Origin of the sequence: Streptomyces sp. NRRL S-31 (assembly GCF_000718775.1) — a bacterium.
GTDB lineage: Bacteria > Actinomycetota > Actinomycetes > Streptomycetales > Streptomycetaceae > Streptomyces.
The window spans coordinates 36,486-63,160 of the sequence record NZ_JOCB01000013.1 but is presented as its reverse complement, the minus strand read 5'-3'; the positions used below and the strand labels follow the sequence as shown (position 1 = coordinate 63,160).

Sequence of the window (26,675 nt, the reverse complement as noted above, 5' to 3'; positions counted from 1 at the left end):
GGTGACGACACTACTGTCTGGAGGCGCTGATGTCTGTGTTCGTCCTGGTCTCCGGCCCGTTCACCGACGGGCGGATCTGGCACGCGGTGGCCGGCCGGCTCCGGGAGGCGGGTGCCGCGGCGCACCCGGTGACCCTGGGCATGCGGCCCGAGGCGGATCTTCAGACGCACATCGGGGACGTGGTCCGCCTGGTGGACTCCCTCGACGTGCCGCAGGTCGTGCTGGTCGGCCATGACTACGCCATCCACCCGGTGCTGGGCGCGGCCGACCGCCGCCCGGAGCGGGTCGCCCGCGTCGTGCACCTGGACGCCGGGCTGCCGCGGGACGGCGATCCGGCGCTGGCCCTGGTCCCGGATCCGGCGGTGCACCAGCTGCTGGGCTCCGGTGGCAGCCCCCGGCCGGTACCGGCGCCGCAGCCGTCCGACTGGCACCGCTGGGGCAGCACGGAGGGCCTCACGGCGGACCGGTTGGAGCTGCTGAGCCGCTCGGCCCGCCCCCAGCCGCCGCGTACGCTGACCCAGCCGCTGCGGCTGACGGGCGCGGTGGACGCCGTACCGTCCAGCGCGGTCCTGTGCACCGCGGGCGGCATGACCATCGCGGGCATCCAGGCACTGGTGGACTCCGGCCCGCCGCAGCTGAGGAAGCTGGCCGATCCGCGGGTGGGCTTCTTCGAACTGGACACCGGTCACTGGCCGATGCTCTCCTGCCCGGACCTGCTGGCCGAAGTGCTGGTGCGCGCGGCCGCGGGCGAGGGACGACGGCTGACGGCGCCCGAGGGTGAACCGGCGTTCCTGCGGCCCTTCCCACTGGACGCCCCGGAACGGCCCCGCGTGCGGAACGGGCGTGTGGACCTGCACCTGCCGGAGCCGGAGGAGGAGCGGGGGCCGAGGCCGGCGGTGCTGTTCGTGCACGGCGGCCCGGTACCAGCCGACTTCGTGCCCGCGCCGCGCGACTGGCCGTTCTACCTCGGGTACGCCCGCTACGTGGCGAGTCTGGGGGCCGTGGGCGCCGTCGTGGAGCACCGGCTGCACGGCATCACCGACTACGCGCGGTCCGCCGACGACGTGGCCGAGGCGGTCGAGCTGCTGCGGGCCGATCCACGGGTGGACCGGGAGCGTGTCGCCCTGTGGTTCTTCTCCGGCGCGGGGCTGCTCGCCGCGGACTGGATCGCCGCCCCGCCGCGGTGGCTGCGCTGCGTCGCCCTGAACTATCCGATCCTGGCCCCGCTGCCCGGCTGGGGCGCCGTCCCCGAGCGGTTCGGTCCGGCCGGCGCGCTCCGGGCCGGCGGGAGCGGAGCGCCGCCCCTGGTGCTCACCCGGGCGGGGCTGGAGACGCCGGACATCGCCGCCACCGTGGACCGGTTCCTGACCGCGGCGGAGGCGGCCGGGGCCCCGGTCGAGATCATCGACGTCCCGCACGGCGTCCACGGCTTCGAGGTGCACGAGCCGGCGGCCGAGTCACGCGAGGCGGTGACCCGCGCCGTGCGCACGGTGCTCGCCCACCTGGCGCCCTGACGCCCTGACGCTTCTGGGTTCGCGGTCCGGTGCCACGGTGCCGGTCCGGCGGACCCGTGCCGGTTCCGGGGGATGCCCGGCGGGCGGCGGGCGGCGGGCGGCGGGCGGCGGGGCCTGGGATAGCGTCCCCCTGACGGTGGGTGAGGGCGAGACGGGTGAGAGGGGCATCGTGCGGGTCGAGGTGCGTATGCGGGGGCGGCGGGCCCCACGGTGGTTCGCCTTCGGGGCGATCGCGTTCGGGGCGCTGTTCCTGACCGTCGGTCTGGTCCTCGCGGGACTGACGGTCTCGTTCCTGGCGGACGCCCGGCACGCCCAGGGCACGGTGGTGGACCTCGAGTGGCGCGGCGACCACAGCGGTACGTCCGGCAGGAGGCGGGGGAACGACGCTCCCGTGGCGTACCCGGTGGTCGAGTTCACCCCGGCGGACGGCACACACCGGACGTTCGAGGGCTCCACGGGGTCCAACCCGCCGGCGTACGAAAGGGGTGAGCGGGTGGAGGTGCTCTACCGCGCGGACTCCCCCGGGGACGCGCGCATCGACGGGTTCGCCTCGCTGTGGCTCCTGCCGCTGGTCTTCGGCGGGATCGGGCTCGTCATCGGAGGCGTCGGGACGGTCGCCGCCGTGGTGACGCGGAGGCGTTCCGGCGCCGCGCCCCCGAAGCGCGTGGTGCCGGCGCCCGCGGCACCGCGTCGGTGAGCACAGCACGGCTTCGCTCGCGCGCGGATGCGTCGTGAGCGCCCGGCATGCGTCGTGGTCACGCGGTATGCGTCGTGGTCGCGCGGTATGCGTCGTGGTCGCGCGGTATGCGTCGTGGTCGCGCGGCGGGCGGGGCCGGCCCGGACCGGTGCCGTGGGGGCGGGAATCGGCAGCGGACCGAGCCGTTCGGCGCCGCCGCGCCTCACACCGGTTCGGGCTGGGGTTCCGGTTGCGCGGCCGGTACGGCCTTCGGTTCCCACAGTGCGGTGGTCCGCAGGTAGCCGTAGATCACCGAGAGCATCGCCAGGATCAGCAGGGGGCCGAACAGCCAGGGACGTTCGGCCATCTCCACGGACAGATAGCGGTACGCCAGCAGGAGGGCGGCGAAGACCGCCACGCCGTAGCCGGCCAGTTGGAGTCCCGCCCGGTCCCAGCCCCGTTCGAGCGCGCGCAGCGCGGCCTCGATCGTGAGCGTGAACACCACGCCGGCGATGATGTCCGCGCCGTAGTGATAGCCGAATCCCAGCGTCGCGCAGAGCGTGGCGATCAGCCAGAACGTGCCCGCGTACCGCAGGAAGCGCGTGCCCTTGCGGGAGTGGATGAAGATGGCGGTGGCCCATGCCGTGTGCAGGCTGGGCATGCAGTTGCGCGGGGTGATCCCGTCGTACAGCACCGAGTGCGGGGCGGTGATCGGCGGTGGCGTGTTCGGCCACAGGTTGGCCACCGCCCATTCCACGCCGCCGGTGCCGGACGCGCCCGGGCCATAGGCGAAGACCGGCCCGACCACCGGGAAGATCATGTAGATGCCCGGTCCGAGGAGGCCGATCACCAGGAAGGTGCGCACCAGGTGGTGGCTCGGGAAGCGACGCTCCGCCGCCACGTTGCGCAGCTGGTACAGCGCGACGACGACCGCGGCCACCGCGAGCTGGCCGTAGACGACGTCGAGGATGTGGGTGCCGACCGGGCCGCTGGCCTCGACGGCCCGGCCCATCAGCCACGACGGGTTGCCCAGCGCGTGGTCGGCCGTGGCCACGTAGGTGTCGAGCACCATCGGGCGGCTCTTGGAGGTGATGAGCAGCCAGGCGTCGCCGGTCTTGCGGCCCGCCACCAGCAGCAGCCCCAGCCCGACGCCCTTGAGCAGCAGCACGCGTTCCCGGCCGGTGCGGCGTGTGACGGCGATGACCGCGTACCCCAGAACCACCCACAGCGCGCCGTTGCCGAAGGGGTGGCCCTCGCCCAGCTCGATGCCGAACGCCCACCGGACCAGCAGGAAGACGATGTCGATGCCGACCGCGATGGCGGCGGCGACGGCCCGTTGCCGCCAGGTGAGCACCACCATCATCAATCCCATGCCGGCATACAGCAGGAATCCCGATTTGGGTGGATATATCACCTCTCGAATCTGAGTGGTGAGCGGCCCCGGCAAGTCATAGTGCCGCGCGACGATTTCCAGCGCGACGAGGAATCCGAGGGTCACCGCGGCTGCCGCGCCGTAGAACATCACCCGCGGGTGACGCCACAGGGGCGGCTCGTCTCTTCGGTCTATTCGGGGAGGCACCCGGGATGCTATAGGCTTCAATTGTTTGGCCGATTTGGTAGATTCCGTGTGAATATATAACTCTTCCGCCGGATACCACGCTTTTCCGGTGAACGACAGGCGTCGGGGCGCTCGTCCTGAGTTCGGATCATGCTAGCCGAGAGCCCCGAGGCAGAATCTTCATCCCTCGCACGGACGCCGACAAGGTGCCGGTCGGCCACCGGCAACCGTCTCGGTGCACCCCCGGGCGCCCGGGGGGGGTGCTATGACCCGCCGGACGTCCCGGGGGGCTATGACCCGCCGCCGCTCACCCCCCGGGGCACGGCCCGGCCCCGAGCGGTGTCCGGCCCGGTCAGCGCGAGCCGCCAGTCGTTGGAGCGCATGAGGTGTCCCGGCGGGTACTCGAACTCGCACTCCCCCGCCCATTCGAACCCCGCCTTGCGGCAGACCGCGTTGGACGCGTCGTGGTGGACCGAGGGGAACGCGTGCAGCCACGGGCTCGCGCCGTCCCGGCCGGCCTGCGCCGCGCACAGGCGCACCGCATCGACCGCGAGGCCCCGGCCCTGGTGCTCGGGGAGTATGCCGTAGCCCGTCTCGTAGACCCGCTGCCCGCCCCACTCCCGGGGCCAGTACCCGACCGACCCGACCACCCGGCCGTCCAGGACGGCGAGGAACATCCGGCCCTCGTCCAGGCCGAGGTACTTCTCGTGACGGCGCCGGACCTGTTCGGCGGTCTCGGGACCTCCGATGTGTTCGGTCAGCTCGGTCGTGTTCTGCCGGTGGAGCAGGTCGAGCCCCTGCTCGGACCAGGGCGCGAGAGTGAGAGATGTCATGGGCCCACGCTAGTGCCCGGGTCTGACAACGCGTGCGGCCGACGGCGGCGACGCCGTCCGGGGACACGGCCGGGGCATGGACCCGGCGCCGCGGGGACCGGGGTGGCCGCCCGTCTCGCCCCGGACCACCCGGAGGCCGTGTCGGTCGTCACCGTGCTGGACGCCGTCCCCATCGGGGAGGCACTGCGCCGCTGCGACGCGACGTTCGCCGCGAGCTGGTGGCACCGGTGCCTCCTCGGCCGGACCGACAAACCGGCCGAGCGCGTCATCAACGCGGACCCCGACGCGTGGTACCGGGCGGGGCTCGGTATCGACAGGAGCACGACGACGCCGGCCGGCGCATCGGCCGTCCGCTCCAGGTACTGCGGGCCGCCCGCGACGACCTCGCCGGCCTCTACGGGCGCGACTGGGCCGGCGACCGGGTGGACGGCGGCCCGGTCGGCTCCGGGCACCACATCGCCGAGGAGGCGCCGGGGGCGCTCGTCACCGCCCTGCTCGCGCACGGGCGCCGGTGAGGAGCCGCCGGTGGTCCGTCAGCGGTCCGCCGGCAGGACCTGGACGGTGTCGCCGACGGCGCGTTCACCGGCGGCGTCGGACGGCTGGTTGACCAGCGTCCCGTTGACGGCCATCGCGGTGGAACCGCCGCCGTCGAGGTTCATCGCCCGCACGGCGCCGAGCGACTTCATGAACGCGGCGGCCTCGTAGAGGGTGAACCCCTCGCTGCCGTTCTTCAGCCGTCCGTCCACCGTCGCGAGGATCAGCCGGCCCCGCCGGTCGATGCCCGCCATGGTGCGCGGCTGACGGACGTTGGCCCACGCGTAGCCGAAGGAGGTGTACTCCGGGTCGACCACGCCTTCGGCGGCGGCGTCGATGTCGATGCGGCCGTCCTTCACCAGCGTCGGTGCGGCACTGACGAGGGAGTCGTCGGCGTCGAGGACGACGCGCCCGCCCCCGGCCGTGCGGACGGCCTCGTCGGTCGTGAGGCGGCGGTGCGGCTCGGCGTGCTCGGTCAGCCAGTCTGCCGCCCGGCCGATGCCCTGCAACACGGCCCCGCCCGCCGGGACGCGCCCGCCGCGCGCGCCGACGGAGACGACCCGGCCGGAGCCGTCCAGCACCACCTGCGCCCCGGGGCCGGTCGGCAGCTCGGCCCGGAAGGCGGGGGTGAACCGCACCAGGTCGTCGGCCAGCCGGCACGTCACGTCCTGCCAGGGCAGTTCGCTGGGCGTGGCGCCGGGACGACCGCAGTCGCGGACCATGCCGGGCAGCCGGTTGATGCCCTGGACCTGGTAGGAGGCGCTGCCCGCGCGGACGGTGACGGTGCTCGTCAGGTCGGCGATCCGGGCCCGGCGACCGCCGTCCTGAAGGAGCAGCGCGGAGCGGGAGCCGACCGCCATCGACTCCAGCTCGCCCCGGTAGGCCCCGATGCCGGACATGGTGCCCGGCACGCCGTCGCCGGCCGTCAGCACGAAGAAGCCGCCGTTGACCCCGACGAGCGAGTTCGATGCGCGCGCCACGGCCGAGGTGGTCTGCCGCCGCGTCACGTCGCCGTCGTGCGTGGCCTCGACCTTTCCGTGGAAGGTCTTCGGGTCGACGACCGCCACCTGGAGGTTCTCCCGGTCGGCGGGTTCCTGGACGTCGTACCCGGTCCAGGAGAGGGTCGTGTGGAAGCCGGCCGCGGTGACCGCCGAGGCCGTCTGCTTCGCCTCCTCCTGGGTGGTGAAGCGGCCGATGCGGACCCGGTGGCCCATCAGCCCCCGCGGGGTGTCGGCGTAGCGGGGCCACCGCACGCCCTCCACGCGTGGCCGGAAGCCCGCCTCGGTCAGCGCGCGCGCCGTGCCGTCGGCCCAGGCGCGGGAGGACACCTCGGCCCAGCTCGCGGGGGCGTCGGGGTCGTTCGCGGTCCACCGGGTGCTGACGGGAGCCTGGACGGTGACCGTCCAGGCGTGCGTCACGTCGGGCCGCCGGACGACTCCGGTGTGGACCGTGACCCCGGGCGCGAGGGTCCGCGTCGTCCACTGCCCGGCCGCCGCCCCGGTCGTCCACGGCGCGGTCGCCGCGGTCCGTGTCGCCCACCGGCCGGTCGCCGCGGTGTGCGCGGAGCCCGCCTCCGCCGCCCCGGTCAGCAGGGCCGGGGCCGCGAGGGCGAGCACGGCGGTCGTCGCGACCCTCGCGCGGACACGGGCGGAGCGGCGGGCCGCGCGCCGGATGCGGACAGGACGCATGGCATGCACCTCACGAACGGTTCGGGAGCGGCCGGCCGGCGCGCCTTCGGCCGCCCGGACCGCACGGGGACAACGGGGGCCCACTGCACCAGCCGTGGGTGAAGACCACCGTCTCGCGAACCGACGTGCTCACGACAGGCGTATGAACTCGCCACCGCGGGGGCCCCGGACGGTTGCGTATGACGTGCCGTCCGAGCTGGTGCGGGACCCGGCGGTGGCGTGCGGCACGGGACGCCCGGGCGGCGGAAAACCATCCCTAGATTGGTATGGACATGTTCAAGCGACCGCAATAGCCTGAGCGTTGGTCTAGACCAACGCAGACAGCACGATCCAGTTCACCGGAGTCCCCCATGTTCTGAGGAGCGGCTACATGCGCACCAAGACCAGGTTGTACGGGGCCGTACTCGGCCTCACCACCGCCGGCGCCTTCGTCCTGTCCACCGGCGGCGCCAGCGGCCACGGCTACACCGACCTCCCCGTCAGCAGGCAACTGCTGTGCGCCAACGGCACGGTGAAGGGCTGCGGCGACATCCAGTGGGAGCCGCAGAGCGTCGAGGGTCCCAAGGGCTTCCCGGCGGGCGGTCCGGCGGACGGGCAGCTCTGCTCCGCCGGCGACGGCCGCTGGAACCCGCTCAACGGCGCCCGCACGCCCAAGGGCACGGACTGGCCCACCACCAAGGTCACCGGTGGCCAGAGCTACACCTTCCGCTGGCAGATCGAGGCCCGGCACGCGACGACCGACTTCAAGTACTACGTCACCAAGCAGGGCTGGAACCAGGACCACGCCCTGACGCGCGCCGACCTGAACACGACCGCGTTCCTGACCGTTCCCTACGGCGGCAAGCAGCCGCCGGCCACCCTCAGCCACAGCGGCACCCTGCCGACCGGGCTGAGCGGGCACCACGTCATCCTCGGCGTGTGGACCATCGCCGACACGGGCAACGCGTTCTACGCCTGCTCGGACGTCACGTTCTGACGCCGGACCCCGGTCACTCCTCAAGGCCGGGCGCGGCCGGCGTGGACAGGCTCAGCCACGCCGACCGGCCCCGTGCCCGCACGGTACCGCGGGCACGGCACCGGCCCCTCGTCCCCACGGGGGGCCGGTGCCATGGGGCAGCACCCGCCGTGGGCGGCCACGGACCGTGGTACCCCGCAGGACGAAGGCCTGCCGCGCGAAGCCCCGCGCGGCCGGCCGGGCCCGCGCGGCCGGGCGGGGTGTCCCGTCACTGTCGACCAGTCGGGGCGATGCCGATACGCTCGCGTACGTCCCGCCCCCGACCAGCGACGCGCCCAGGAGAATGCCCGGTGGCAGCAGATGACGCCTACGCAACACCGGCCGGAACCGCGGAGCGCGTCCGACCCGCCGCCGGGCGCCGCGAACCGGCCGGAGTGCCGGACAGCCGGGAGCCGTCCTACGGAACGGGGACAGCCGAACCCGCCGTACCGAACCCGCCGTCGGGACGGCGGGCCGGGGGGACCGCGGTGGCCGAACGGGTGCGGCGGCGGCCGGACTTCCCGCGCGGGACCCGCCGGCGTGCCGACGGCAGGCGGTTCCCCCCGAAGCGGGTCGCCACGGGCACGCCCCGGAAGACGGCCGCGGACAGCGGACGCAACTCCGGCGAGCGCCGGGACGGGCGATGACCCCGCTGCGCCGCCTCCGTCAGTGGCAGCGGTTACGGCGCCGCGACAAGGAGATGCGCCGGTTCGCCGAGACGCTCATCGCCCCGGTCCGGGAGAGGCTCGGCGGTGCCGGCGAGGGCGACGGCGACGGCCCCCAGGCTCCGGCGGATCCCGAGGCCCTGTTCGACGCCCTGGTCGAGTCCGCCCGCCGGTGGCGCGGCGAGCGCCGGCTGACGGTGCACAAGGTGCACATCCCACGGGAGTTCAAGGCCACGGGGATGTGGCTGGAGCGGACGGACCGGGACGACGTCGTCATCGAGCAGGACGCGGAGATCTGGCACCAGGCGCAGATCCTCGGTCACGAGCTGTGGCACATGCGGCAGAAGGACGGTTTCACGCCCGAGCAGCTGGCGAGCGGGGCGTGGGAGGAGCTGGAGGCCGGACACGCGCACGGCGCCCAGCCGGCCGCCGCCCGTTCGCGGTTCGACGAGGACCCCGAGAAGGAGGCGGAACTGTTCGGGATCCGGATCGGGCAGGAGATGCGGGCACTGATGGAGCGTGACGTGCCGACCGGCGAGACGGCCCGCCGGATCGCGGACGCCCTCAACTACCGGGGGAACAGGCGATGACCGGGGCGATCAACTACACGAGCTGTGTCCTGCTGTGCGTCGGGCTGCTGGTCAGACTGCCGGGCCTGGTGCGGCACGGCGGCGATCCCTCGGTCCGGGCCGTCAACGTGGTGCTGGCGTTCGCCTCGCTCTGCTTCCTGTTGGGGGCGCCGAGTTCGGTGCGGGTGATCAACCAGGTCAGCGGCGTGCCCAATCTGGCCGCTCCGCTGACCTACGGCTCGATCACCGCGTACAGCGCGACCCTGCTGATCCTGATCGCCTGCTGGCGCGGCGGCCCCGCGATGCGCCGGACGACGCGCAACTGGATCTACGGGTACGCGGCCGTCCTCGCCGGTATCGCCGTCCTGTTCACCGCCGGGCACGCCGCCGAGGAGCGCCCCAGCGACTTCGACACGTACTACGCGACGACGCCCTGGATCCGCGAGATGGTCGTCCTCTATCTGGTCGCCCATCTGACGGCGGTGACGGTGGGCACCGTCTGGTCGCTGCGCTGGGCCTTCGAACCGGAGGTCCGCGAACGGCCCTGGCTGCGGGCCAGTCTGCTGACCATCGGCGCCGGTACGGTGCTCAGCGCCGGGTACAGCGGCTCCAAGCTGGTCGCGGTCGTCGCGCGGTGGACCGGCCGGGACTGGTCGGTCCTCGGCACGTCCGTCCCGCCCCTGTGCGCCGGTCTGGGCGCGGTGCTGACGGTGGTGGGGGTGCTCCTCCCCCTGGCGGGCCACCACCTCTCGGCGTGGCGTGACTTCGTCCGCCTGGCGCCCCTCGACGCCGTACTGGATCCGGTGCTCACGGACCGCGCGCTCCGTGTCGAACGGCCGCGCTCCCCGCTGCTGTGGGGCACCTGGCGCTGGAGCACCATCCACAACGGCCTCCTCGCGATCGAGACGCTCTTCGACGAGAGGCTCTACGACGACACCCACGACGCGGAGCTGGCGAGGACGGGCGACTTCCGGCGGGCCGCTTCCGCCGCGTGGGCGGCGACCATCGCCGCGGCCGTCCAGCGCGGCACCCGGCCGCACGCGCCGGAGCCCGGCTCCGCCCCTCGGCTGCCGGCCCCGCGCGACGCCGCGTTGCTGGTCCTGATCGCCGACGCCGTGAAGAGGTCCGGGCGCGACGCCCGCACCGCCGAGCCGAGCCTCGCCCGGGCGCGGTCGGTGTGACCGCGGAACCGACCGCGCCCCTCCCCCCACAGCCCGCGGACCTGAACGGAGTCCCCGAAGGATGAGCCTTGTCGTGTATATGGCCTCTTTCCTGCTGGCGCTCGCCGCGCTACTGCTTCGCCGGCCCCGCAGGACTCCCCGCTCGGCCCTGTCCATCGCCACCCGGGCCACCGCGTTCATCGCCGCGCTGTGCTTCTTCTGGTCCGCTCCGGTGACGCTCGCCGCGGTCAACCGCGCCACCGGCGTCCCCAACATGGGCGCCCCCCTGACCTACGGCTCGATCTCCGCCCTGAGCTGCTCCCTGATCATCCTGCTGATCCACTGGAGGGGCGGCCCGCGGGAACGGATCCGGCGCATGACCCGGCTGACGGTCGCCGTCTACGGCACGCTCATCGTCGCCGTCGTCGTCCTGTTCGGCCTCGCGGACGCGGACACCGAGCGGCTCACCGACCTGGACACCTACTACGCGAACACCCCGTACATGCGGGAGATGATCACCCTCTATCTGATGGGTCATCTGGCGAGCACCATCGTCCTGAGCGCCGTCTGTCTGAAATGGGCGCGCGACGAGGTGACCGGACTGCTCCGCCTCGGCCTCCGGCTGATCCTGGCCGGCCTGCTGCTCGACGCCCTCGGCTTCACCCTCGCCAAGGTCACCGCGGTCGTCGCGCGCTGGCTCGGGTACGACCTGGACGTGCTGTCCACCAACGTCGCCCCGCCGGCCGCCGCGCTCGGCGCCCTGATCTACTCCGCGGGATTCGTCCTGCCCCGCCTGGGCTCGGCCGCCGCGGCGGAGCGGCAGAGCCTGACCACCTACCGCGCGCTCAGACCCCTGTGGTCGGCGGTGAAGGACGTCGCGACGGCGCCGGTCGCGGAACCGACCCGGTGGCAGCTGTGGTGGCAACTGCCCAGCAGCCGCCTGTACCTGCTCGAGGCGAACATCCGTGACGCCCTGCTCCAGTTGACGGCCCACTTCGACCAGCAGCTCGGCCGGACGGCGTACGCGGCGGCCGTGGCCCGCGGCGAGGAGCGGGAGAGGGCGCGCGTCGCCTCCGAGAAGGCGATGATCATCGACGGGATACGCCGGGCGTCGGGCCACGGCCGCGGACCCGCGGACCCGCCGGAGAAGTTCCGCCTCACCATCGACCTGGTCGAGCTGGCCACCGCGGTCCAGCGCCTGGGCCAGGCCGCACCGGAGCAGGTGGGGACGTGGTGACGTCGTCCCGTGAGCGCTACCTACAGGGAGAGTCAGTTGTCGCACAAAGCTGTCGTGATCGGAGCCGGCGTCGCCGGGCTCGTAGCCGCCGCGGCGCTGGCGCGTGCCGACCCCACGACGCGGGTCCTCCTGCTCGACCGGGACGAGCTTCCGGACGGTCCCGCGGACCGGCGCGGGGTGCCCCAGGGCCGGCACGCCCATCTCCTCATGGCCGGCGGTCTGTCGGCCATGGAGGAACTCCTCCCGGTGGACGTGCGCGGGCGCCTGCTGGCCGCCGGGGCCCACCAGATCGCGCTGGGCAACGGCATGCTGGCCCGTACCGCGGACAGCGGGTGGCTGCGCCGGTGGCGGCCCAGCGGCCCCTGCATGATCACCTGCACCCGGGCCCTGCTGGACTGGGTGCTCCGGCAGGCCCTGCTGGAGCACTGCCCCACCGTCACCGTCCACCGGGCCACCGTGGAAGGGCTTCTGGGGGACGCCGAGCGCGTCCGCGGGGTCCGTCTCGGCGGGCCGGACCACGGCCTGGGCACCGAGCTGGAAGCGGACATCGTCGTCGACGCGAGCGGCCGGGGCTCGGGCAGCATGCGGTGGCTCGGCGGCATCGGCATCACCGGCGTCGAGGAGCGGAGGATCGACTCCGGTCTCACCAACGCCACCCGGATCTACCGCACGCCGGCGGGTGCTGAATCGTTCCCGCTGACGGTGGTGCAGGCCAACCCCTACAACGGCCTGCCCGGCCGGAGCGCCATGGTCCTGCCGATCGAGGGCAACCGGTGGATGGTCAGCGCGGGCGGTACCCGGGGCGGTGAACCGCCGCGGGACCCGCGGGGTTTCCTCGACTACACCCTCGGCCTGCCGCACCCCATCGTCGGGCACCTCATCGCCGGCGCGGAACCGCTCACCGACGTGGTCGTCACCCGGGGCCGCAGCACCGGCAACGCCCGCCGGTACTTCGAGAGGTCGGCGCGGTGGCCCGAGCGGTTCGTCGTGCTGGGCGACGCGCTGGCGACCTTCAACCCCGCGTACGGCCAGGGCATGTCGGTGGCCGCGCTGGGCGCCCGGGTGCTGGCCCGGGAACTGCGCCGCGCGGGTCTCGCCGGCCCCGGGCTCGCCCGGCGCGTCCTGCGCGGCGCGGCCCGCCACGTCGACGCGGCGTGGGCCACCGCCGTGGCGATGGACGTCCTCTACCCCGGGGTGAACGGGGCACGGCCCCGGCTCGCCGACCGGGTCGCCGCCGGCTACGCGCACCGGCTGACCAGGGCCGCGACCGGTTCCCTGGACGCGGCCACGGCGCTGTGGGACGTCACCAGCCTCACCGGGTCCGCCGGCCGGGCCCTGCGGCCGAGGGCGCTCCTGGCGGCCTTGACCGGCCCCGCCCTCCCGCACACGGCCGAGCCGCCGCTGCGGCCCGCGGAACGCGAGGTGCTGGAGCGGCTCAGGAGGACCGCCGGGCACCCGCGCCCCTCACAGGCCCTCTCCTAGGCACTGCCGGGCACTGCCGGGCGCTGCCGTCGGCATCCCCGGTGACAGTGGTGAGGCCGGGCCGTCGACGCTGACGGCCCGGCCTCACCGGCAGGTGGCTAGCCGCGCCGGAGCAGGTACTTGTGCTGGCCGGACAGCACCAGTTCGCCCCGCTGGTTGTGCACCGTCGCCTTGGTGGTCACGATCCCGGTGTCGCCCTCGGGCTCCAGGGCGGTGATGGTCAGGGCCGGGTACAGGGTGTCCCCGGAGTGCACCTCGCCCAGGAAGGAGCACGACAGCTCCAGGAAGCTGACGAACACCTCCCCGATCACGTGCGGGAACAGGGTGGCGCCGGGCGCGGTGAACGCCAGCACTTGCAGGCCGTGCACCACCGGGGCGGAGTGCCCGTGCCGGCGCGCCCACTCGGCGTCGTAGTGCACCGGGTGGTTGTCGGCGGAGACCGTCTGGAAGGCCGCGGCGTGGGCGTCGGTCAGGGTCCGGCTGGGGGCGCGGAAGACCTCGCCGACGCTGAGTTCGTCGAACGTCCTGGCCGGGACGACCAGGAGGTGCATCGCAAGGCGGAGGATCACCCGCGTACTGGGCGTACTCGGGTGGTCCGACAACGCGGCGAGGCGCCGTGCCGGGCGTCGCGGACCCGGGCTGACCCAAACGAAACCCCCTAGGCACCGGGACGCACCCGGGCGGCCAGGATGTTGGGGTCGCTGTTGGTGTTGTACGCGCCGCTGGCGACGTACGCGGTGTTGCCCCGCACGGCGACCGAGGTCGGGTTCTGGAGGCCGTCCGCGCCGCTGAGGACGACGGTGTGGCTGCCGTCCGGCCGGACGACGGCGATCTCGTTGTCCGCGTTGATCGCGGCGAGCAGGATGTCGCCGTGGCCGGTGAACGCGAAGTCGTCGATGTTGACGAGGCCGGTGGCCCGGACCCGGACGGGCCCGGCGGTGCCGTGCGCGGTGATCGGGATGCGCAGCACGGTGCCCTTGTCGAGGTTGGACACCCAGGCGGCGCCACCGTGGATCTTGATGCCGTTGGCGCCGAGGAAGCCCTCGGGGGCCAGTTCGGGCGCGGTGGCCCAGCGGGTGGGGGCGCCGCCGGCGGCCGGCACCCGCCAGACGGTGCCCAGGACGGAGTCGGCGATGTAGAACCGGCCGGCCCGCTCGTCGTACGCCAGGCCGTTGGGCAGGCTCTCGGCGGGGAGCGCGGCGATGCGCCGCGGGGTGCCGCCCGGGCGCAGCCGCCACAGGCCGGTCTGGTCGGCGCTGCCCGTGGCGTACAGGAAGTAGAGCGTGCCGTCGTGCGCGCGGACTATGCCGCCGAGGAAGGGCGAGGACAGCGCCGGGGTGGTGGCGCCGGCCGGGGGCTCGGGGAGGGTCGCGAGGACGTGCACGCGGCCGTCCGGGGTGATCCGGGCGACCTGGCGGCTGAACGCGAAGGTGACGTCGGCGGCGCCGGAGGGCTCCAGGGCGATGTTCTCCGGGCGCTGTCCCGCCGCCATGTCCAGATGGGCCACGAAGCGCGCGCCGGCGGTCGGGGCCGCGGTCGCCGGGCCCGCGACGGTCACGGCGAGGAGGGTGGCGGCCGCCGCGGCCAACAGGCTGGTGCGGGTGGCTCTCGCGGACGTGTTCATGATTGTTCCCTTCGGTGGTGTGGGTGTGGGTGGGGATAACCGGTGCGGGCCGTACCGCTGCCGCGCGGCGGGCCCTCGTGCCGGGCGGGGTGCCGTGGCGCCCCGGCCGGTCAGGAGCGGGTGAACCGCTGCCTCAGCTCGCCGATGCCCTCGATGGAGCTGACCAGTTCGTCGCCGTCGGCCAGCCAGCGCTGCGGCGAGCGGCCGAGGCCGACACCGGACGGCGTGCCGGTGAACAGGACGTCGCCCGGCAGCAGCGGGAGCACGCCGGACAGCCGTGCGATGAGGGCCGGGACGGAGAAGATGAGGTGACGGGTGCGGTCGCGCTGGAGTTCCTCGCCGCCCACGGCGCAGGTCAGTTCCAGGTCGTCCGGGTCGTCGAACTCGTCGGGGGTCACCAGCCAGGGTCCGGTGGGGCCGAAGCCCGGGTAGGACTTGCCGAGGCTGAACTGGGGGGCCGGACCCTCGAACTGGAGGATGCGTTCGGACAGGTCCTGACCGACGGTGAGGCCCGCGACGTGGTCCCACGCCTCCGTCTCCGGCACCCCGCGCGCCGCGCGGCCGATGACCACGACCAGCTCGACCTCCCAGTCGGTGTGGCCGCCGGCGGGCAGCTTCACCTCGGTCACCGGCCCGGTGAGGCTGCTGACGAACTTGGTGAAGACCGGGGGCATGCCCTCGGGCACGGTGTAGCCCGCCTCCGAGACGTGCTCGCGGTAGTTCAGGCCGACCGCGAGGAGCTGGCGCGGGGCGGGTGCCGGCGCGCCGAGGTCGGCCGGGTCGAACGGGACCGCGCCGCCGTGGTCGGTGCCGCCGGCCCAGGCGCGGAACTCCTCCCACCGGTCGTAGACGGCCTGCGGGTCGCTGGAGAACCGTCCGTCGCTGGCCTTGTGGACGTCGACCGCCCCGTCGGGGGTGATCAGGACCAGGCGTCCGGCGAGGTTGGCGATGCGCACGATGTGCTCTCCGGGTGAGGTGAGGGTGTCGGGTGGGGGTCGGAGCGCCGAAGGGCGCTCATGCGGTGGGGCGGGTGGCGCGTTCGAGGGCCAGCAGCACGGAGCGGTAGGGGCGGCCGGTGACGTGTTCCATGCCGATCTCGCAGGTGCGGTTGGCCGACAGGTGGGCGTCGAACGCGCGTGAGGTGACCTCGTCGGCCTCGTGCCGGGTCGCCGCCTCGGTCAGCTCCTTGTGCAGCAGCCCGCGGTCACCGGCGAAGCCGCAGCACTCGGCGTGCACGGGCACTTCGACGTCCCGCGCGATGAACTCGGCGACGGCGCGCAGCTCTTGCACGTCGCCCAGGTGCCGCATGGAGCAGGTGGGGTGCAGCACCGCGCTGTCGAGCGGCGCGGTCACCTCCAGGTCCGGCAGCAGTCCGGCGGCCCAGACGACGGAGTCGACGACGGTGAGCCGCTCGTGCCTGCGCAGGTTCTCCGGTGTCAGGTAGGGCCGGACCTCGTGGCCGATGCCGAGGGTGCACGACGAGGCGTCGACGACGAGCGGCAGCCGTCCGCCGTCGGTCCACTCCCAGGCCCGCTCGACGATGCGGTTGGCCATGAGCGTGTTGCCGTCGTCGTACCCCTTGGAGTGCCAGATGGTCGCGCAGCAGGAGCCGGCCATGTCCGGGGGCACCCACACCGGGCGTCCGGCCCGGTGCGAGACGGCGACGACCGCCTCGGGCAGGGACGGTCCGGGCTCCCCGTCCGGCCCGGCGAAGATCCGGTTGACGCAGGCCACGTAGTAGACGGCGGCGGCGGAGGTGCGCTCGGTGACGGGCAGCCGCGTCTGCGCCGGGGAGGGGATGCCGGGGATCCACTCGGGCACCAGCTCGGGCGAGACGGCCCGGCGCAGCGCCGACGTGACGTTGCCCATGATCCGGTCGCCGACCTGGTCCGCGACGCCGAGGGCGGCCCGGGCCGAGGACTCCACCAGGCCGAAGTGCCGGGCGACGCGGGCGGCGTTGCGCTCCTCCCGGCGGGAGTGCCTGCGGTGCCTGAAGCCCTTCATCATGGCACCGGTGTCGATGCCGACCGGGCAGGCGATCGCACAGGTCGAGTCGCCCGCGCAGGTGTCGACGGCGTCGTAGCCGTAGGAGCCGAGCAGCCCCTCCATGGCGGTCGAGCCGTCGGGCTGGCGCGTCATCTCGCGCAGCAGCACGATCCGCTGGCGCGGTGTGGTGGTGAGGTCGCGGCTCGGGCAGACCGGCTCGCAGAACCCGCACTCGATGCAGGGGTCGGCGGCCGACTCGGTGACCGGGATGGTCTTCAGACCGTGCAGATGGGCTTCCGGGTCGCGGTTGAGGACCACGCCGGGGGCGAGCACGCCGTGCGGGTCGACGATCCGCTTGATCCGCCACATCAGCTCGGTGGCGCGCGGGCCCCACTCGGACTCCAGGAACGGCGTCATGTTCCGGCCGGTGGCGTGCTCGGCCTTGAGGGAGCCGTCGAAGCGCTGGACGACCATGGCGCAGAACTCGTCCATGAAGGCGGCGTACCGCTCGACGTCCTCCGGCCGGGCGGCGTCCAGGGCCAGCAGGAAGTGCAGGTTGCCGTGGGCGGCGTGGCCGGCGACCGCGGCCTCGTAGCCGTGGCGTTCCTGGAGTTCGGCCAGGGCGCGGCAGGCTTCGGCCAGCCGGGACGGCGGCACCGCGAAGTCCTCGGTGATGAGGGTGGTGCCGTCCGGCCGTGCCTTGCCCACGGCCGTCATGAAGGCCTCGCGGGCGTGCCAGTACGTGTGGACGGTCGCCGGGTCCTCGACGAAGCGGTTGGTGACGGAGGGCACGGGGGCGACCAGCGTCAGCTTCTCCACGACGGCGGCGGCCGCCTGCCGGGCGGCCGTGTGCCCGGCGTCGTCGGGTGCGCGGAACTCCACCAGCAGGGCGGCGGTCTCCCGGGGCAGGTCCGCCCAGTCGGCGGGGACCCCGTCGACGCTCGCGCAGGCCCGCAGGGTGTTGCCGTCCATCAGTTCCACGGCGCGCGCCCCGGCGTCGTTGAACAGCGGCACCGCCGCGGCGGCGGCCGCCAGGTCGGGGAAGAACAGCAGCGCCGTGTGGGTGCGGCGGTCCAGGGAGACGGTGTCGAACACCGTCTCGGCGATGAAGCCCAGGGTGCCCTGGGAGCCGACCATCAGCCCGCGCAGGATCTCCACGGGGGTGGTGCCGTCCAGGAAGGCGTCGAGCCGGTAGCCGTTGGTGTTCTTCAGCTCGTACTTGGCGCGGATGCGGGCGACGAGCGCGGTGTCGTCCTCGATCTCGGCCTTCAGCGCGAGCAGCCCCTCGTACAGCTCGGGTTCGGCCCGGCGCAGGGCGGTGTCGGCGTCCGGGGCCGCGGTGTCCACGACCGTGCCGGACGGCAGGACGACGGTGAGGGAGGACAGCAGGCGGTAGGAGTTGCGGGTGACGCCGGCGGTCATGCCGGAGGCGTTGTTGGCGACGACCCCGCCGACCGTGCACGCGCTGGAACTGGCCGGGTCGGGGCCCAGGAGGCGGCCGTGGCGGGACAGCGTGATGTTGGTCCGGCCCACGGTCGTGCCGGGGCGGATGCGCGCCTGCGCGCCGTCGCCGAGGACCTGCACGCCGTCCCAGTGGCGGCGTACGTCGACCAGGATGTCGTCGCCCTGCGCCTGTCCGTTCAGCGAGGTGCCGGCCGCCCGGAAGACGATCTCGCGCTGGTGTTCCCGGGCGTAGCGCAGCACCGCGGCGACGTCCTCGGTGGTCTCGGCGAGCACCACGACCTGGGGTACGAAGCGGTAGGGGCTGGCGTCCGAGGCGTACTTGACCAGGTCGGACAGTGTGTGCAGCACCTTGTGCGGGCCCAGCAGCCGGACCAGGTCCGCGCGCAGGGGTTCCGGTGTGCCGGCCGCCCGGTCGGCGGGCACCCGGTCGGCGGACGGGCCCGTGGTCCGGTGCGGACGCAGTGTGCCGGGGTCCGGTTCGAACAGGACCATGCTGTGCTCCCTTTGCCTTGTCGGTGCGGGCGGTGGCGCGGACCGGCCACCGCCGGCGAGCGGTCCGGCACACCCGCGGGAGCGGATTCCTCCCGCGGGCGTGCCGTGTCCTCAGTGGCCCTGACGGGCGGGTTCGACGGCGCGGACGGCGCGCAGGATCAGCTCGGTGACGGGCGCCGGGTCGCTCACGGAGGCCGCGTGGGGCGCCCGCACGGTGACCGTGTGGGCCCGCGCGCGGCGGGCCATCCACTGCTCGGCGGCCGGCGGGATGTTGCGGTCCTCGCTCGCCACGAGGTACCAGCTCGGGATGGACTTCCAGGCCGCCTTGGTGGCCTTCTCCTGGAGCGCGGCCAGCGCGATGGGGCGCTGGCCCACGGCCATGACCTGGGCGGTGGTGACGGGGACGCCGGCCGCGAACTGGTTGCGGAAGAGGTCCTTGCGGATGACCAGCTCCTGGCCCTCGCCGCCGCCGGGGAGCGGGTAGGACTGGCTGGTGGTGGCCTGGCCGAGGGTGCTGCCGGGGAACTTTTCGGTGAGGTCGAGCGCGCTCTCGCCGATGTCGGGGACGAAGGCCGCTATGTACACGAGCGCCTTGACCTGCGCCGCGCCGGCCGCGGCGTGGCTGATGACGGCGCCGCCGTAGGAGTGCCCGACGAGCACGATCGGGCCTTCGATGCTGTCCAGGACGCTGCGGATGTAGGTGGCGTCGCTCGCCAGGCCGCGCAGCGGCAGGGCGGGCGCCACCACCTTGTGGCCCTGGTGCTGCAACCGCTCCACGACGCCGCTCCAGCTGGAGGCGTCGGCGAACGCGCCGTGGATCAGGACGACGGTGGGCTTGGCCGACTGCGGGGGCCGGTGACCGTGCCGTTGCGCCGCGGCGGCCGGGGCGGAGAACGCGGTGCCGGCGGTGCCCAGGGTGGCCGCGCCGGCGAGCAGGGAGACGGTGACGGTACGGCGGGAGATCGAGGGTTTCATCGGCTGCTTCCTGTGCTGGTGGGAGGGGGGCTGCGGCGCGGTCACTCGGACGCGGTCTTGACGTCGGAGGTGGCGCGGACGGCCTCCTCGATCAGGTCGACGACGCGCCGCGGGTGGGAGAGCATCACCAGGTGCGAGGAGTCGACCTCGACCGTGGTCATGCCGGCGCGCCGGTAGCCGTAGCGCTCCACGTCGGGGTTGATGGTGTGGTCGGAGGAGGAGACGAGGCCCCAGCTGGGCTTGGTCTTCCAGGCCGCGGCCGGCGCGGCCTCGGAGAACGCCAGCGCGGCCAGCGGGCGCTGGGAGACGGCGAGGACGGCGGCCAGCTTCGGGTCGACGTCGGCCGCGAAGATGGCCGGGAACTTCTCCGGCTGCACGGACACGTCGGTGCCCGGAGTGGAGGAGCCCTCGACCGCGAACGGCGTGTAGACGAGCGCGGAGGCGAGGTCGGAGTCGGGGAACCGGCCCTGGAGTTCGCCCAGGCTCTCGCCCTTCTCCAGCGCGTAGCCGGCCAGGTAGACGAGTGCTCTGACGTTGTCCTCCACACCGGCGACGGTGATGACGGCACCGCCGTAGGAGTGGCCCACGAGGATCACGGGTCCCGGGATCTGCCGGACCAGCGCGGCCACGTAGGCGGCGTCACCGAGCAGGCTGCGGTTGGGGACGGCGGGGGCCACCACGTCCAGACCGCGGGCGAGCAGCTCGGGGATGACGCGGGCGTAGCTGGAGGCGTCGGCGAAGGCGCCGTGGACGAGGACCACGGTCGGCTTGGCGGAAGCGGACATGACTGTCTCCTGAAAGATCGAATGAGGTACGGAACGGAGCATTACGGGCCGGACGAGTGGAAAGTTGCCCATGCACGCCCGGGGTGTGTTCCGTGGGTGCCCTCCGCGCATGCGGCCGACCGGGCCGGTGCCCCCACGGGACGGGGGCCGAGGGACTGCGAGGTGCGGGCCAGGGGGGCCGCGGGACCGACGGGTCAGCCGCCCCAGTCGGCGAGGAACGCCAGCAGCTCGGCGTTGACGACGTCGGGCTTCTCCTCCTGGCACAGGTGTCCGCACTGGGCGATGGGCACACCGCGGACGTCACGGGCGATGCCCTTCCAGACGTCCAGGACGTCGTACGCCTGCCCGACGGCGCTGAAGTCCTCGCCCCAGATGGTCAGTACGGGACAGTCGATCAGCCGGTCGGCGTCCGCGCGGTCCTGCTCGACGTCCTGCGCGGCGGCGCGGTAGTCCATGCAGGACCCGCGCACCGCGCCGGGCTGCTGGTAGGCGCGGACGTAGACCGCGATCTCCTCCGGGGAGAGCATCTCGGGGTCGTACGACCAACTGCGGTAGAAGTGGGTCAGCCAGGTCTCCTCGCGGCCCGCGATCAGCGCCTCGGGCAGGTCCGGCACGCCGAGGAAGGTGAAGAACCAGTAGCCCTGCCGGGCGAGTGTCACGTCGTACGTGTCGGCGATGACCCGGGTGGGGATGTTGTCCATCGCCACGAACCGGTCGACGCGGTCCGGGTGGTCCTTGGCGAAGCGGGTGCCGACGCGGGCGCCGCGGTCGTGCCCGACCAGTGCGATCCGGTCGTGGCCGAGGTGGTCCATCAGGGCGACGACGTCGTTGGCCATGGTCCGCTTGTCGTAACCGGACGCCGGCTTCTCCGTGTCGCCGTAGCCGCGCAGGTCGGGCGCGATCACGGTGAACCGCTCGGCCAGTACGGGGATCTGCTTGCGCCAGCCGTACCAGGTCTCGGGGAAGCCGTGCAGGAGGTACACCGGCGGCCCCTCCCCCGCGCTGACCCAGTGCTGCCGGATGCCGTTGAGGGTGGCGGTGTGGTGCGTGATGCCGGTCGGTTCTGCCATGAGCTACGCCCGTCGCGTCGAAGGGAAGGGTCGGTCGGTGGGTGCGGGCCGCTCGGGAACGGACCGGCGGCTCGCCGGAGCCCCGGCCCGTCGGGATGCCGGTACGGCGATACGTCGGCATACCCGCACCGGCGGGTTTCGGTACGCCGGCGTCACCGGCCCGGGTCGGCGGTGCGGCGGCGGGGTGCGGGGCCGGCCGGTGCGGCCGGTGGTGTCACGCTAGGAGGCGGCGACACCCGCGGATGGCACGTCGGCGCACGGTACTGACTTCACAGCGCACACAGCGCACACCTCGGGTCGGCCGGGGGCGGACCGGGCCGCCGTAGGGCAGTGTCCGGTGACGGTGGGCGCGGATCGCGGTGCCGTCCGGGACGGCTCGGCGTCGGCGGGGGGCCCTCGGTGTTATCAAGGGTGTATGGAGGTATTTCCCGGGCGGCCTCGGTGCCCGGAACGCCGCCCGCCCGACGGGCGCCCGCGGCGACGCCGGGTCGGCCTGCCGGGCCTGCGCAGTACGGCCGGACAGGTGTTCCTGATCCAGGTCGTGATCACGGTCCTGCTGGTCGCGGGCGGGGTCGCGGCCATGGCGGTCCAGACGGCGCGGGACGCCGTGCAGCAGGGGCGCCGGGAGTCGGTCGTCGCGGCCCAGTCGTTCGCGAGTGCCCCCGGCACGGCCGCGGCGCTGCGCGGCCGTGATCCGACGGCGGTGCTCCAGCCGCGGGCCGAGGCGGCACGCGCACGCACGGGCCTGGACTTCGTCGTCGTGCTGAACACGCGGGGAATCCGCCTCACCTACCCCTATCCGCAGGAAATCGGCAAGAAGTTCGTCGGCACGATCGGACCGGCGTTGCGGGGACACACCGTCGTCGAACAGGTCAGCGGGCCGCCCCTGCCCGCGGGCGGGGGGACGGCCGTGCAGGCGGTGGTCCCGGTGACCGACGCGCGCGGCACGGTGGTCGGCCTGGTCTCCGCCGGCCTCACGGTCCGGAACGTGGCGGCCCTGTGGCTGCCGCAGCTGCCGATCATCCTGGGCAGCGGCGCGGTCGCCCTGGCGCTGTCCGTCACGGGGACCACGCTGGTGGCCCGGCGGCTGCGGCGGCAGACCCGCGGCATGGCCCCGGCGGAGCTGGCGCAGTTGTACGAACACCATGACGCGGTCCTGCACGCGGTACGGGAAGGCGTACTGATCACCGACGGCGACGGGCGGCTGCTGCTCGCCAACGACGAGGCGACGCGGCTGCTCGGGCTGCCGGCGAAGGTGCGGGGCCGCCCGGTGCCGGAGCTGGGGCTGCCGGAGTCGATCACACGCCTGCTGACCTCGCCGGACCCGGTCACCGACGAGGTGCACCTCGCGGGGGACCGGCTGCTGGCGGTGAACAAACGGCTGACGTACCCGCGGGCCGGCCGGGGAGGCTCCGTGGTGACCCTGCGGGACACCACGGAGCTGGCGGCCCTCTCGGGGCGGGCCGAGGTCGCGCGGGAACGGCTGAAGCTGCTGTACGCGGCCGGGGTCCGGATCGGCACGACGCTGGACGTGGGGCGTACGGCCCAGGAGCTGGCCGACGTCGCGGCGCCGCACTTCGCCGACCTGGTGACGGTGGACCTGCTCGACGCGGTGCTGCGGGGCTGGGAGCCGACGGCGGAGGGCTGGCGGCGGCTGAGCCGGGCGGCGATCGCCGGCGCGCGGCCGATGGTCCCGGTGTATCCGCTGGGCGAAGTGATCACCTTCTCCGCCCGGGCCCCGCAGATGCGGGCGCTCCAGGCGCGGCGGGTCGTGCTGGAGGCGGACCTGCGGCAGGCGCACGGCTGGCGGGAACAGCATCCGGAGCACACCGGGAAGGCACTGGAGCACGGGGTGCGCGCGCTGTTGACCGTGCCGCTGCGGGCGCGGAACGTCCAGCTGGGCGTGGTGAACTTCTACCGGACGGCGGACTCCCCGGCCTTCGAGCCGGAGGACCTCGCCATCGCGGAGGAACTGGCCGCGCGGGCGGCGGTAGCCATCGACAACGCCCGGCGGTTCACCCGCGAACACGCGATGGCGGTGACCCTGCAACGCAACCTGCTGCCACGGGGGCAGCCGGACCAGGACGCGCTGGAGGTGGCCTGGCGGTACCTGCCCGCGGAGTCCGGGGTGGGCGGGGACTGGTTCGACGTCATCCCGCTCCCGGGCGCCCGGGTGGCGCTGGTGATGGGCGACGTCGTCGGTCACGGGCTGCACGCGGCGGCGACGATGGGCCGGCTGCGTACCGCGGTGCACAACTTCGCCACCCTGGATTTGCCCGTGGACGAGGTGCTGGGCAATCTGGACGACCTGGTCGTGCGCATGGACAACGAGGACGACACGGAGGACGCCGGGGCGGCCCGGGAGGGCGAGGGCGTGACCGGGGCGACCTGTCTCTACGCGGTCTACGACCCGGTGGCGGGGGCCTGCACGATGGCCCGTGCGGGACACCCCGAGCCGGTGGTGGTGCACCCGGACGGAACGGCCGGCTGTCCCGGTGTGCCGGCTTCGGCGCCGCTCGGCCTCGGGGGCTATCCGTTCGAGACCGTCGAGCTGTCCCTGCCGGAGGGCTCGCGGATCGTGCTGTACACCGACGGGCTCGTGGAGGACCGCCGCCACGACATCGACGTCGGCATGGAGCGGCTGCGCCGGGCGCTGGACGGTTCCGGGGGCCGCACGCCGGAGGAGACCTGCCAGGCGGTGATCGACGCGCTGAAGCCGTCGCCCTCCCGCGACGACATCGCCCTGCTGGTGGCGCGTACCCGGCGCTTCCCGCCCTCGCGCGTGGCCGAGTGGGACGTGCCGTCGGACCCGGCGGTGGTTCCCTCGGTGCGGGCGCGGTGCCGGGAGACGTTGCGGGGGTGGGGGCTGGAGGAGACCGGGTTCGCCACGGAACTCATCGTCAGCGAGCTGGTCACGAACGCGATCCGGTACGGCTCGCCGCCGGTCGGGGTGCGGCTGCTGTACGGGCGCTGTCTGATCTGCGAGGTGTCGGACGGCAGCGGCACCTCGCCGCGGCTGCGGCGGGCGGCGACCACGGACGAGGGCGGGCGGGGGCTGTTCCTGGTGGCGCAGTGCGCCCAGCGGTGGGGGACGCGGTACACAACCCGTGGCAAGGTCATCTGGGCGGAACAGCTCCTCGGCGGCGGCACGCCCGCCACCACGGGCCACGCACCGGTCGACTTCCTCCTCGACCAGTTCGACGATCTCGACGATCTCGACGCCTGAATCCGGACGCACCGTCCGGCCCCCGTCCCCCGGCCGGCCGGAGCCGACGCCGCTCAGGTCCGGGCGCGGGCCAGCAGGAAGGCCACGTCGTCACCGGCGGACGGCCGGAGGGTCTCCAGCACCCGGTCGCACGCCTCGTCCAGGTCCCGGCCGGCCGTCGCGGTCAGGGCGTCGCGGAGGACGTCGAGGCGGGCGTCGATCGGGTCGCCGCGCGTCTCGACCAGGCCGTCGGTGTACAGCGCGAGCTGGTCGCCGGGCCGGAAGGCGAAGGCCGTCGTCCGGAAGTCCCATCCGCCGACGCCCAGCGGCACGCCGGAGGGGAGGTCGAGCAGCTCGGCCGGCCGGCCGGACCGGACCAGGACCGGCGGCAGGTGACCGGCCAGGCTGATCCGGCACTCCTCCCGCTCGGGGTCGTAGCGGCAGTAGACGCAGGTGGCGATGGTGTGCTCGACGTCCCCGGTGAGCCGGTCGAGGTGGCGCAGGACCTCTGCCGGGTCGAGGTCCAGCTGGGCGAAGGCCCGGGTGGCGCTGCGCAGTTGCCCCATGCTGGCGGCGGCGTCGATGCCGCTGCCCATCACGTCCCCGACGACCAGCGCGGTCCTGTCGCCGGCCAGGCGCATGGCGTCGAACCAGTCCCCGCCGATCTCGACGGCGGCGCCGGCCGGCAGGTAGCGGCAGGCGATCCGGAGTCCGGGCAGGCGGGACGGCAGTTCGGGCAGCAGCCGGCGCTGGAGGGTGAGGGCGGTGTCCCGCACGCTCTGGTACCAGCGGGCGTTGTCGATGCAGGTCGCGGCGCGGCCGGCCAGTTCGCAGGCGAGGAGCGTGTCGTCGTCGTCGAAGGGCGCGGAGGCGCGGACGCGTATCAGGCTGAGCGCCCCCAGTACCTCGCCACGGGCCAGCAGCGGCACCGCGAGGTAGGAGTGCGCCCCGGCGTCCGCCAGCAGGGCGGCACTCTCGTCGGTGCGGGCGATGCGCCGCAGGTCGGCGGGGGTGGTCTCGGCGAGCAGCACGGGCCGGCGGGTGCGCACGCACCGCGTGATCAGCCGGTCGCCGTCGTACGTGGTGACCGCTCCGGGCACGTCGGCCGCCGCGCGTGCCGCCGTGCAGCCGGGTGCCGCCGCGACGGCGCCGACCCGGAAGCGGACGGGGCCGCTGTGCGACGGGGGGTGCCCGCGCAGGACGCTGTCGAGCACGTGCACCGAGACGACGTCGGCCAGGTCGGGTACGACGACACCGGCCAGCTCGTGCGCCGTCCGCTCCACGTCCAGGGTCGTACCGACGGTGGCGGAGGCATGGGCGATCAGGGCCAGGCGGTCGCGGGCACGGGTCGCCGCCCGGTTGGCGTCGTGGCGTTCGGTGATGTCGATGACGGACGAGGCCAGGCCGATCACCCGCCCGGTGGCGTCGTCCAGCCGGTGGTACGACACCGACCAGGCGAATTCGCGGTGCGGTTCGGCTGTGGTGCGGCCCACGACGTACCAGTCGGACACCGGTTGCCCGGTCTCCAGGACCCGGCGCATCCGGGCCTCGATGGCGGCGGCGTCCAGACAGGTCAGGACCTCGCCGACGCGACGGCCCAGATGCTCGGCGGCGGAGCGGCCGTGGATGCGCTCCAGCGCCGGGTTGACGGTCACGTAGCGCAGGCCGGTGTCGAGGATGGCCAGGCCGATCGGGGACTGGGAGACCAGGCGCGCGGAGAGGGCCACGCCCCGCTCGACCCGGGCCACCGTCGCCTGGTCCACCGCCAGCCCGAGGGCGTAGGTGTCGCCGAGGTCGTCGAGCAGCCGCATGTTGCGGAACTCCACCAGCCGCGTGCTGCCGTCCTTCTGCCGGATCGGGAACGCCCCGGCCCAGTCGGTGCCGGACTCCATGACCTCGGCGAACAGTCCGATCACCTGGTCCCAGTACTCCTCGTGCACCAGCAGCCGCGCCGCGAACTGCCCCAGGGCCTCCTGCGCGCTGTAGCCGAACAGCTCCTCGGCCTGTGGGCTCCAGAACACCACGCGCCCGCGTGCGTCCAGCACGACCGCGGCGATGCTCAGCAGGTCGAGCAGACCGGTGGGTGACGAGCCGGCACCGGACGGGGGCCGGTCCGGGGCGCCGGGGTGCGGGGCGCCCGTTTCACCCATGGGCCGTTCTCCTC

Annotated in this window: 19 protein-coding genes and 1 pseudogene; 9 read left to right on the top strand and 11 right to left on the bottom strand. The window is 73.9% G+C overall.

From position 1 onward, the window contains the following. The first annotated feature begins 29 nt into the window (after positions 1-29). A complete protein-coding gene (locus IF37_RS0107750; protein WP_030738262.1) occupies positions 30-1,514 on the top strand; it encodes an alpha/beta fold hydrolase in 1,485 nt (494 codons plus the stop codon). A gap of 169 nt (positions 1,515-1,683) precedes the next feature. Next, a complete protein-coding gene (locus IF37_RS0107745) occupies positions 1,684-2,211 on the top strand; it encodes a DUF3592 domain-containing protein (protein WP_253915681.1) in 528 nt (175 codons plus the stop codon). Positions 2,212-2,413: 202 nt separating this feature from the next. On the opposite strand, the gene IF37_RS0107740 is transcribed toward IF37_RS0107745, so the two are convergent. Both IF37_RS0107740 and IF37_RS0107735 read right to left on the bottom strand, forming a co-directional pair. Continuing rightward, the gene (locus IF37_RS0107740) at positions 2,414-3,712 is read right to left on the bottom strand and encodes a phosphatase PAP2 family protein (RefSeq protein WP_030738256.1); all 1,299 of its coding nucleotides are present in this window, start codon (positions 3,710-3,712) and stop codon (positions 2,414-2,416) included. Between the two features lie 326 nt (positions 3,713-4,038). Then, positions 4,039-4,581 (bottom strand): GNAT family N-acetyltransferase, encoded by a 543-nt coding sequence (locus tag IF37_RS0107735; RefSeq protein ID WP_037855940.1) that lies wholly within the window; start codon positions 4,579-4,581, stop codon positions 4,039-4,041. Positions 4,582-4,683: 102 nt separating this feature from the next. On the opposite strand from IF37_RS0107735, the pseudogene IF37_RS41715 reads away from it, so the two are divergent. Then, positions 4,684-5,096: pseudogene (locus IF37_RS41715) on the top strand (alpha/beta hydrolase); the annotation flags it as partial. An 18-nt stretch (positions 5,097-5,114) separates the two neighbouring features. Here IF37_RS41715 and IF37_RS0107725 read toward each other — a convergent pair. Beyond that, entirely contained in the window at positions 5,115-6,803 is a 1,689-nt protein-coding gene (locus IF37_RS0107725; RefSeq protein WP_030738251.1) for a phosphodiester glycosidase family protein, read from the bottom strand. A gap of 370 nt (positions 6,804-7,173) precedes the next feature. On the opposite strand from IF37_RS0107725, the gene IF37_RS0107720 reads away from it, so the two are divergent. From IF37_RS0107720 to IF37_RS0107695, 5 genes are all read left to right on the top strand, one after another. Further along, positions 7,174-7,779 carry a lytic polysaccharide monooxygenase gene (locus tag IF37_RS0107720; protein ID WP_030738248.1) on the top strand — a complete coding sequence of 202 codons (606 nt, stop codon included), beginning with the start codon at positions 7,174-7,176 and terminating at the stop codon, positions 7,777-7,779. Between the two features lie 661 nt (positions 7,780-8,440). Beyond that, positions 8,441-9,052, top strand: a complete 612-nt coding sequence (locus tag IF37_RS0107710) for a hypothetical protein (protein WP_079165607.1) — start codon at positions 8,441-8,443, stop codon at positions 9,050-9,052. Beyond that, positions 9,049-10,212: a hypothetical protein gene (locus IF37_RS0107705; RefSeq protein ID WP_030738242.1), complete on the top strand. Its 1,164-nt coding sequence runs from the start codon at positions 9,049-9,051 to the stop codon at positions 10,210-10,212. The genes IF37_RS0107710 and IF37_RS0107705 overlap by 4 nt, the downstream gene beginning before the upstream one ends. A 79-nt stretch (positions 10,213-10,291) precedes the next feature. Beyond that, positions 10,292-11,428 carry an MAB_1171c family putative transporter gene (locus IF37_RS0107700; protein ID WP_253915691.1) on the top strand — a complete coding sequence of 379 codons (1,137 nt, stop codon included), beginning with the start codon at positions 10,292-10,294 and terminating at the stop codon, positions 11,426-11,428. 36 nt (positions 11,429-11,464) lie between these two features. Next, positions 11,465-12,910 carry an NAD(P)/FAD-dependent oxidoreductase gene (locus IF37_RS0107695; protein ID WP_030738236.1) on the top strand — a complete coding sequence of 482 codons (1,446 nt, stop codon included), beginning with the start codon at positions 11,465-11,467 and terminating at the stop codon, positions 12,908-12,910. Positions 12,911-13,008: 98 nt separating this feature from the next. Here IF37_RS0107695 and IF37_RS0107690 read toward each other — a convergent pair whose 3' ends face one another. From IF37_RS0107690 to IF37_RS0107660, 7 genes are all read right to left on the bottom strand, one after another. Beyond that, positions 13,009-13,461, bottom strand: coding sequence for a MaoC family dehydratase (locus IF37_RS0107690; RefSeq protein ID WP_030738233.1), 453 nt, complete (start codon positions 13,459-13,461; stop codon positions 13,009-13,011). 107 nt (positions 13,462-13,568) lie between these two features. Then, positions 13,569-14,534, bottom strand: a complete 966-nt coding sequence (locus IF37_RS0107685) for a hypothetical protein (RefSeq protein ID WP_030738230.1) — start codon at positions 14,532-14,534, stop codon at positions 13,569-13,571. A gap of 110 nt (positions 14,535-14,644) precedes the next feature. Then, positions 14,645-15,490: a fumarylacetoacetate hydrolase family protein gene (locus IF37_RS0107680; RefSeq protein WP_030738227.1), complete on the bottom strand. Its 846-nt coding sequence runs from the start codon at positions 15,488-15,490 to the stop codon at positions 14,645-14,647. A 58-nt stretch (positions 15,491-15,548) separates the two neighbouring features. After that, the gene (locus tag IF37_RS0107675; RefSeq protein ID WP_030738224.1) at positions 15,549-18,476 is read right to left on the bottom strand and encodes an FAD-binding and (Fe-S)-binding domain-containing protein; all 2,928 of its coding nucleotides are present in this window, start codon (positions 18,474-18,476) and stop codon (positions 15,549-15,551) included. 111 nt (positions 18,477-18,587) lie between these two features. Continuing rightward, complete coding sequence (locus tag IF37_RS0107670; protein WP_030738221.1) at positions 18,588-19,451, bottom strand: alpha/beta fold hydrolase; 864 nt, start codon at positions 19,449-19,451, stop codon at positions 18,588-18,590. Between the two features lie 41 nt (positions 19,452-19,492). After that, positions 19,493-20,236, bottom strand: coding sequence for an alpha/beta fold hydrolase (locus IF37_RS0107665; protein ID WP_030738219.1), 744 nt, complete (start codon positions 20,234-20,236; stop codon positions 19,493-19,495). A 194-nt stretch (positions 20,237-20,430) separates the two neighbouring features. Then, the gene (locus tag IF37_RS0107660; RefSeq protein WP_030738216.1) at positions 20,431-21,306 is read right to left on the bottom strand and encodes an alpha/beta fold hydrolase; all 876 of its coding nucleotides are present in this window, start codon (positions 21,304-21,306) and stop codon (positions 20,431-20,433) included. 415 nt (positions 21,307-21,721) lie between these two features. Here IF37_RS0107660 and IF37_RS0107655 point away from each other — a divergent pair, with 415 nt between their 5' ends. Next, entirely contained in the window at positions 21,722-24,532 is a 2,811-nt protein-coding gene (locus IF37_RS0107655) for a SpoIIE family protein phosphatase (RefSeq protein ID WP_052845024.1), read from the top strand. A 53-nt stretch (positions 24,533-24,585) separates the two neighbouring features. On the opposite strand, the gene IF37_RS0107650 is transcribed toward IF37_RS0107655, so the two are convergent. Then, positions 24,586-26,661: a SpoIIE family protein phosphatase gene (locus tag IF37_RS0107650; protein WP_030738209.1), complete on the bottom strand. Its 2,076-nt coding sequence runs from the start codon at positions 26,659-26,661 to the stop codon at positions 24,586-24,588. Positions 26,662-26,675 lie beyond the last annotated feature (14 nt).

Bases quoted from the DNA above. Each gene is read 5' to 3' on its own strand.
- IF37_RS0107655 (WP_052845024.1), top strand. From the start codon at position 21,722: ATGGAGGTATTTCCCGGGCGGCCTCGGTGCCCGGAACGCCGCCCGCCC.
- IF37_RS0107665 (WP_030738219.1), bottom strand. From the start codon at position 20,236: ATGTCCGCTTCCGCCAAGCCGACCGTGGTCCTCGTCCACGGCGCCTTC.
- IF37_RS0107650 (WP_030738209.1), bottom strand. From the start codon at position 26,661: ATGGGTGAAACGGGCGCCCCGCACCCCGGCGCCCCGGACCGGCCCCCG.
- IF37_RS0107690 (WP_030738233.1), bottom strand. From the start codon at position 13,461: ATGCACCTCCTGGTCGTCCCGGCCAGGACGTTCGACGAACTCAGCGTC.
- IF37_RS0107750 (WP_030738262.1), top strand. From the start codon at position 30: ATGTCTGTGTTCGTCCTGGTCTCCGGCCCGTTCACCGACGGGCGGATC.
- IF37_RS0107700 (WP_253915691.1), top strand. From the start codon at position 10,292: ATGGCCTCTTTCCTGCTGGCGCTCGCCGCGCTACTGCTTCGCCGGCCC.
- IF37_RS0107710 (WP_079165607.1), top strand. From the start codon at position 8,441: ATGACCCCGCTGCGCCGCCTCCGTCAGTGGCAGCGGTTACGGCGCCGC.
- IF37_RS0107740 (WP_030738256.1), bottom strand. From the start codon at position 3,712: ATGTTCTACGGCGCGGCAGCCGCGGTGACCCTCGGATTCCTCGTCGCG.
- IF37_RS0107685 (WP_030738230.1), bottom strand. From the start codon at position 14,534: ATGAACACGTCCGCGAGAGCCACCCGCACCAGCCTGTTGGCCGCGGCG.
- IF37_RS0107670 (WP_030738221.1), bottom strand. From the start codon at position 19,451: ATGAAACCCTCGATCTCCCGCCGTACCGTCACCGTCTCCCTGCTCGCC.
- IF37_RS0107675 (WP_030738224.1), bottom strand. From the start codon at position 18,476: ATGGTCCTGTTCGAACCGGACCCCGGCACACTGCGTCCGCACCGGACC.
- IF37_RS0107725 (WP_030738251.1), bottom strand. From the start codon at position 6,803: ATGCGTCCTGTCCGCATCCGGCGCGCGGCCCGCCGCTCCGCCCGTGTC.
- IF37_RS0107720 (WP_030738248.1), top strand. From the start codon at position 7,174: ATGCGCACCAAGACCAGGTTGTACGGGGCCGTACTCGGCCTCACCACC.
- IF37_RS0107735 (WP_037855940.1), bottom strand. From the start codon at position 4,581: ATGACATCTCTCACTCTCGCGCCCTGGTCCGAGCAGGGGCTCGACCTG.
- IF37_RS0107705 (WP_030738242.1), top strand. From the start codon at position 9,049: ATGACCGGGGCGATCAACTACACGAGCTGTGTCCTGCTGTGCGTCGGG.
- IF37_RS0107660 (WP_030738216.1), bottom strand. From the start codon at position 21,306: ATGGCAGAACCGACCGGCATCACGCACCACACCGCCACCCTCAACGGC.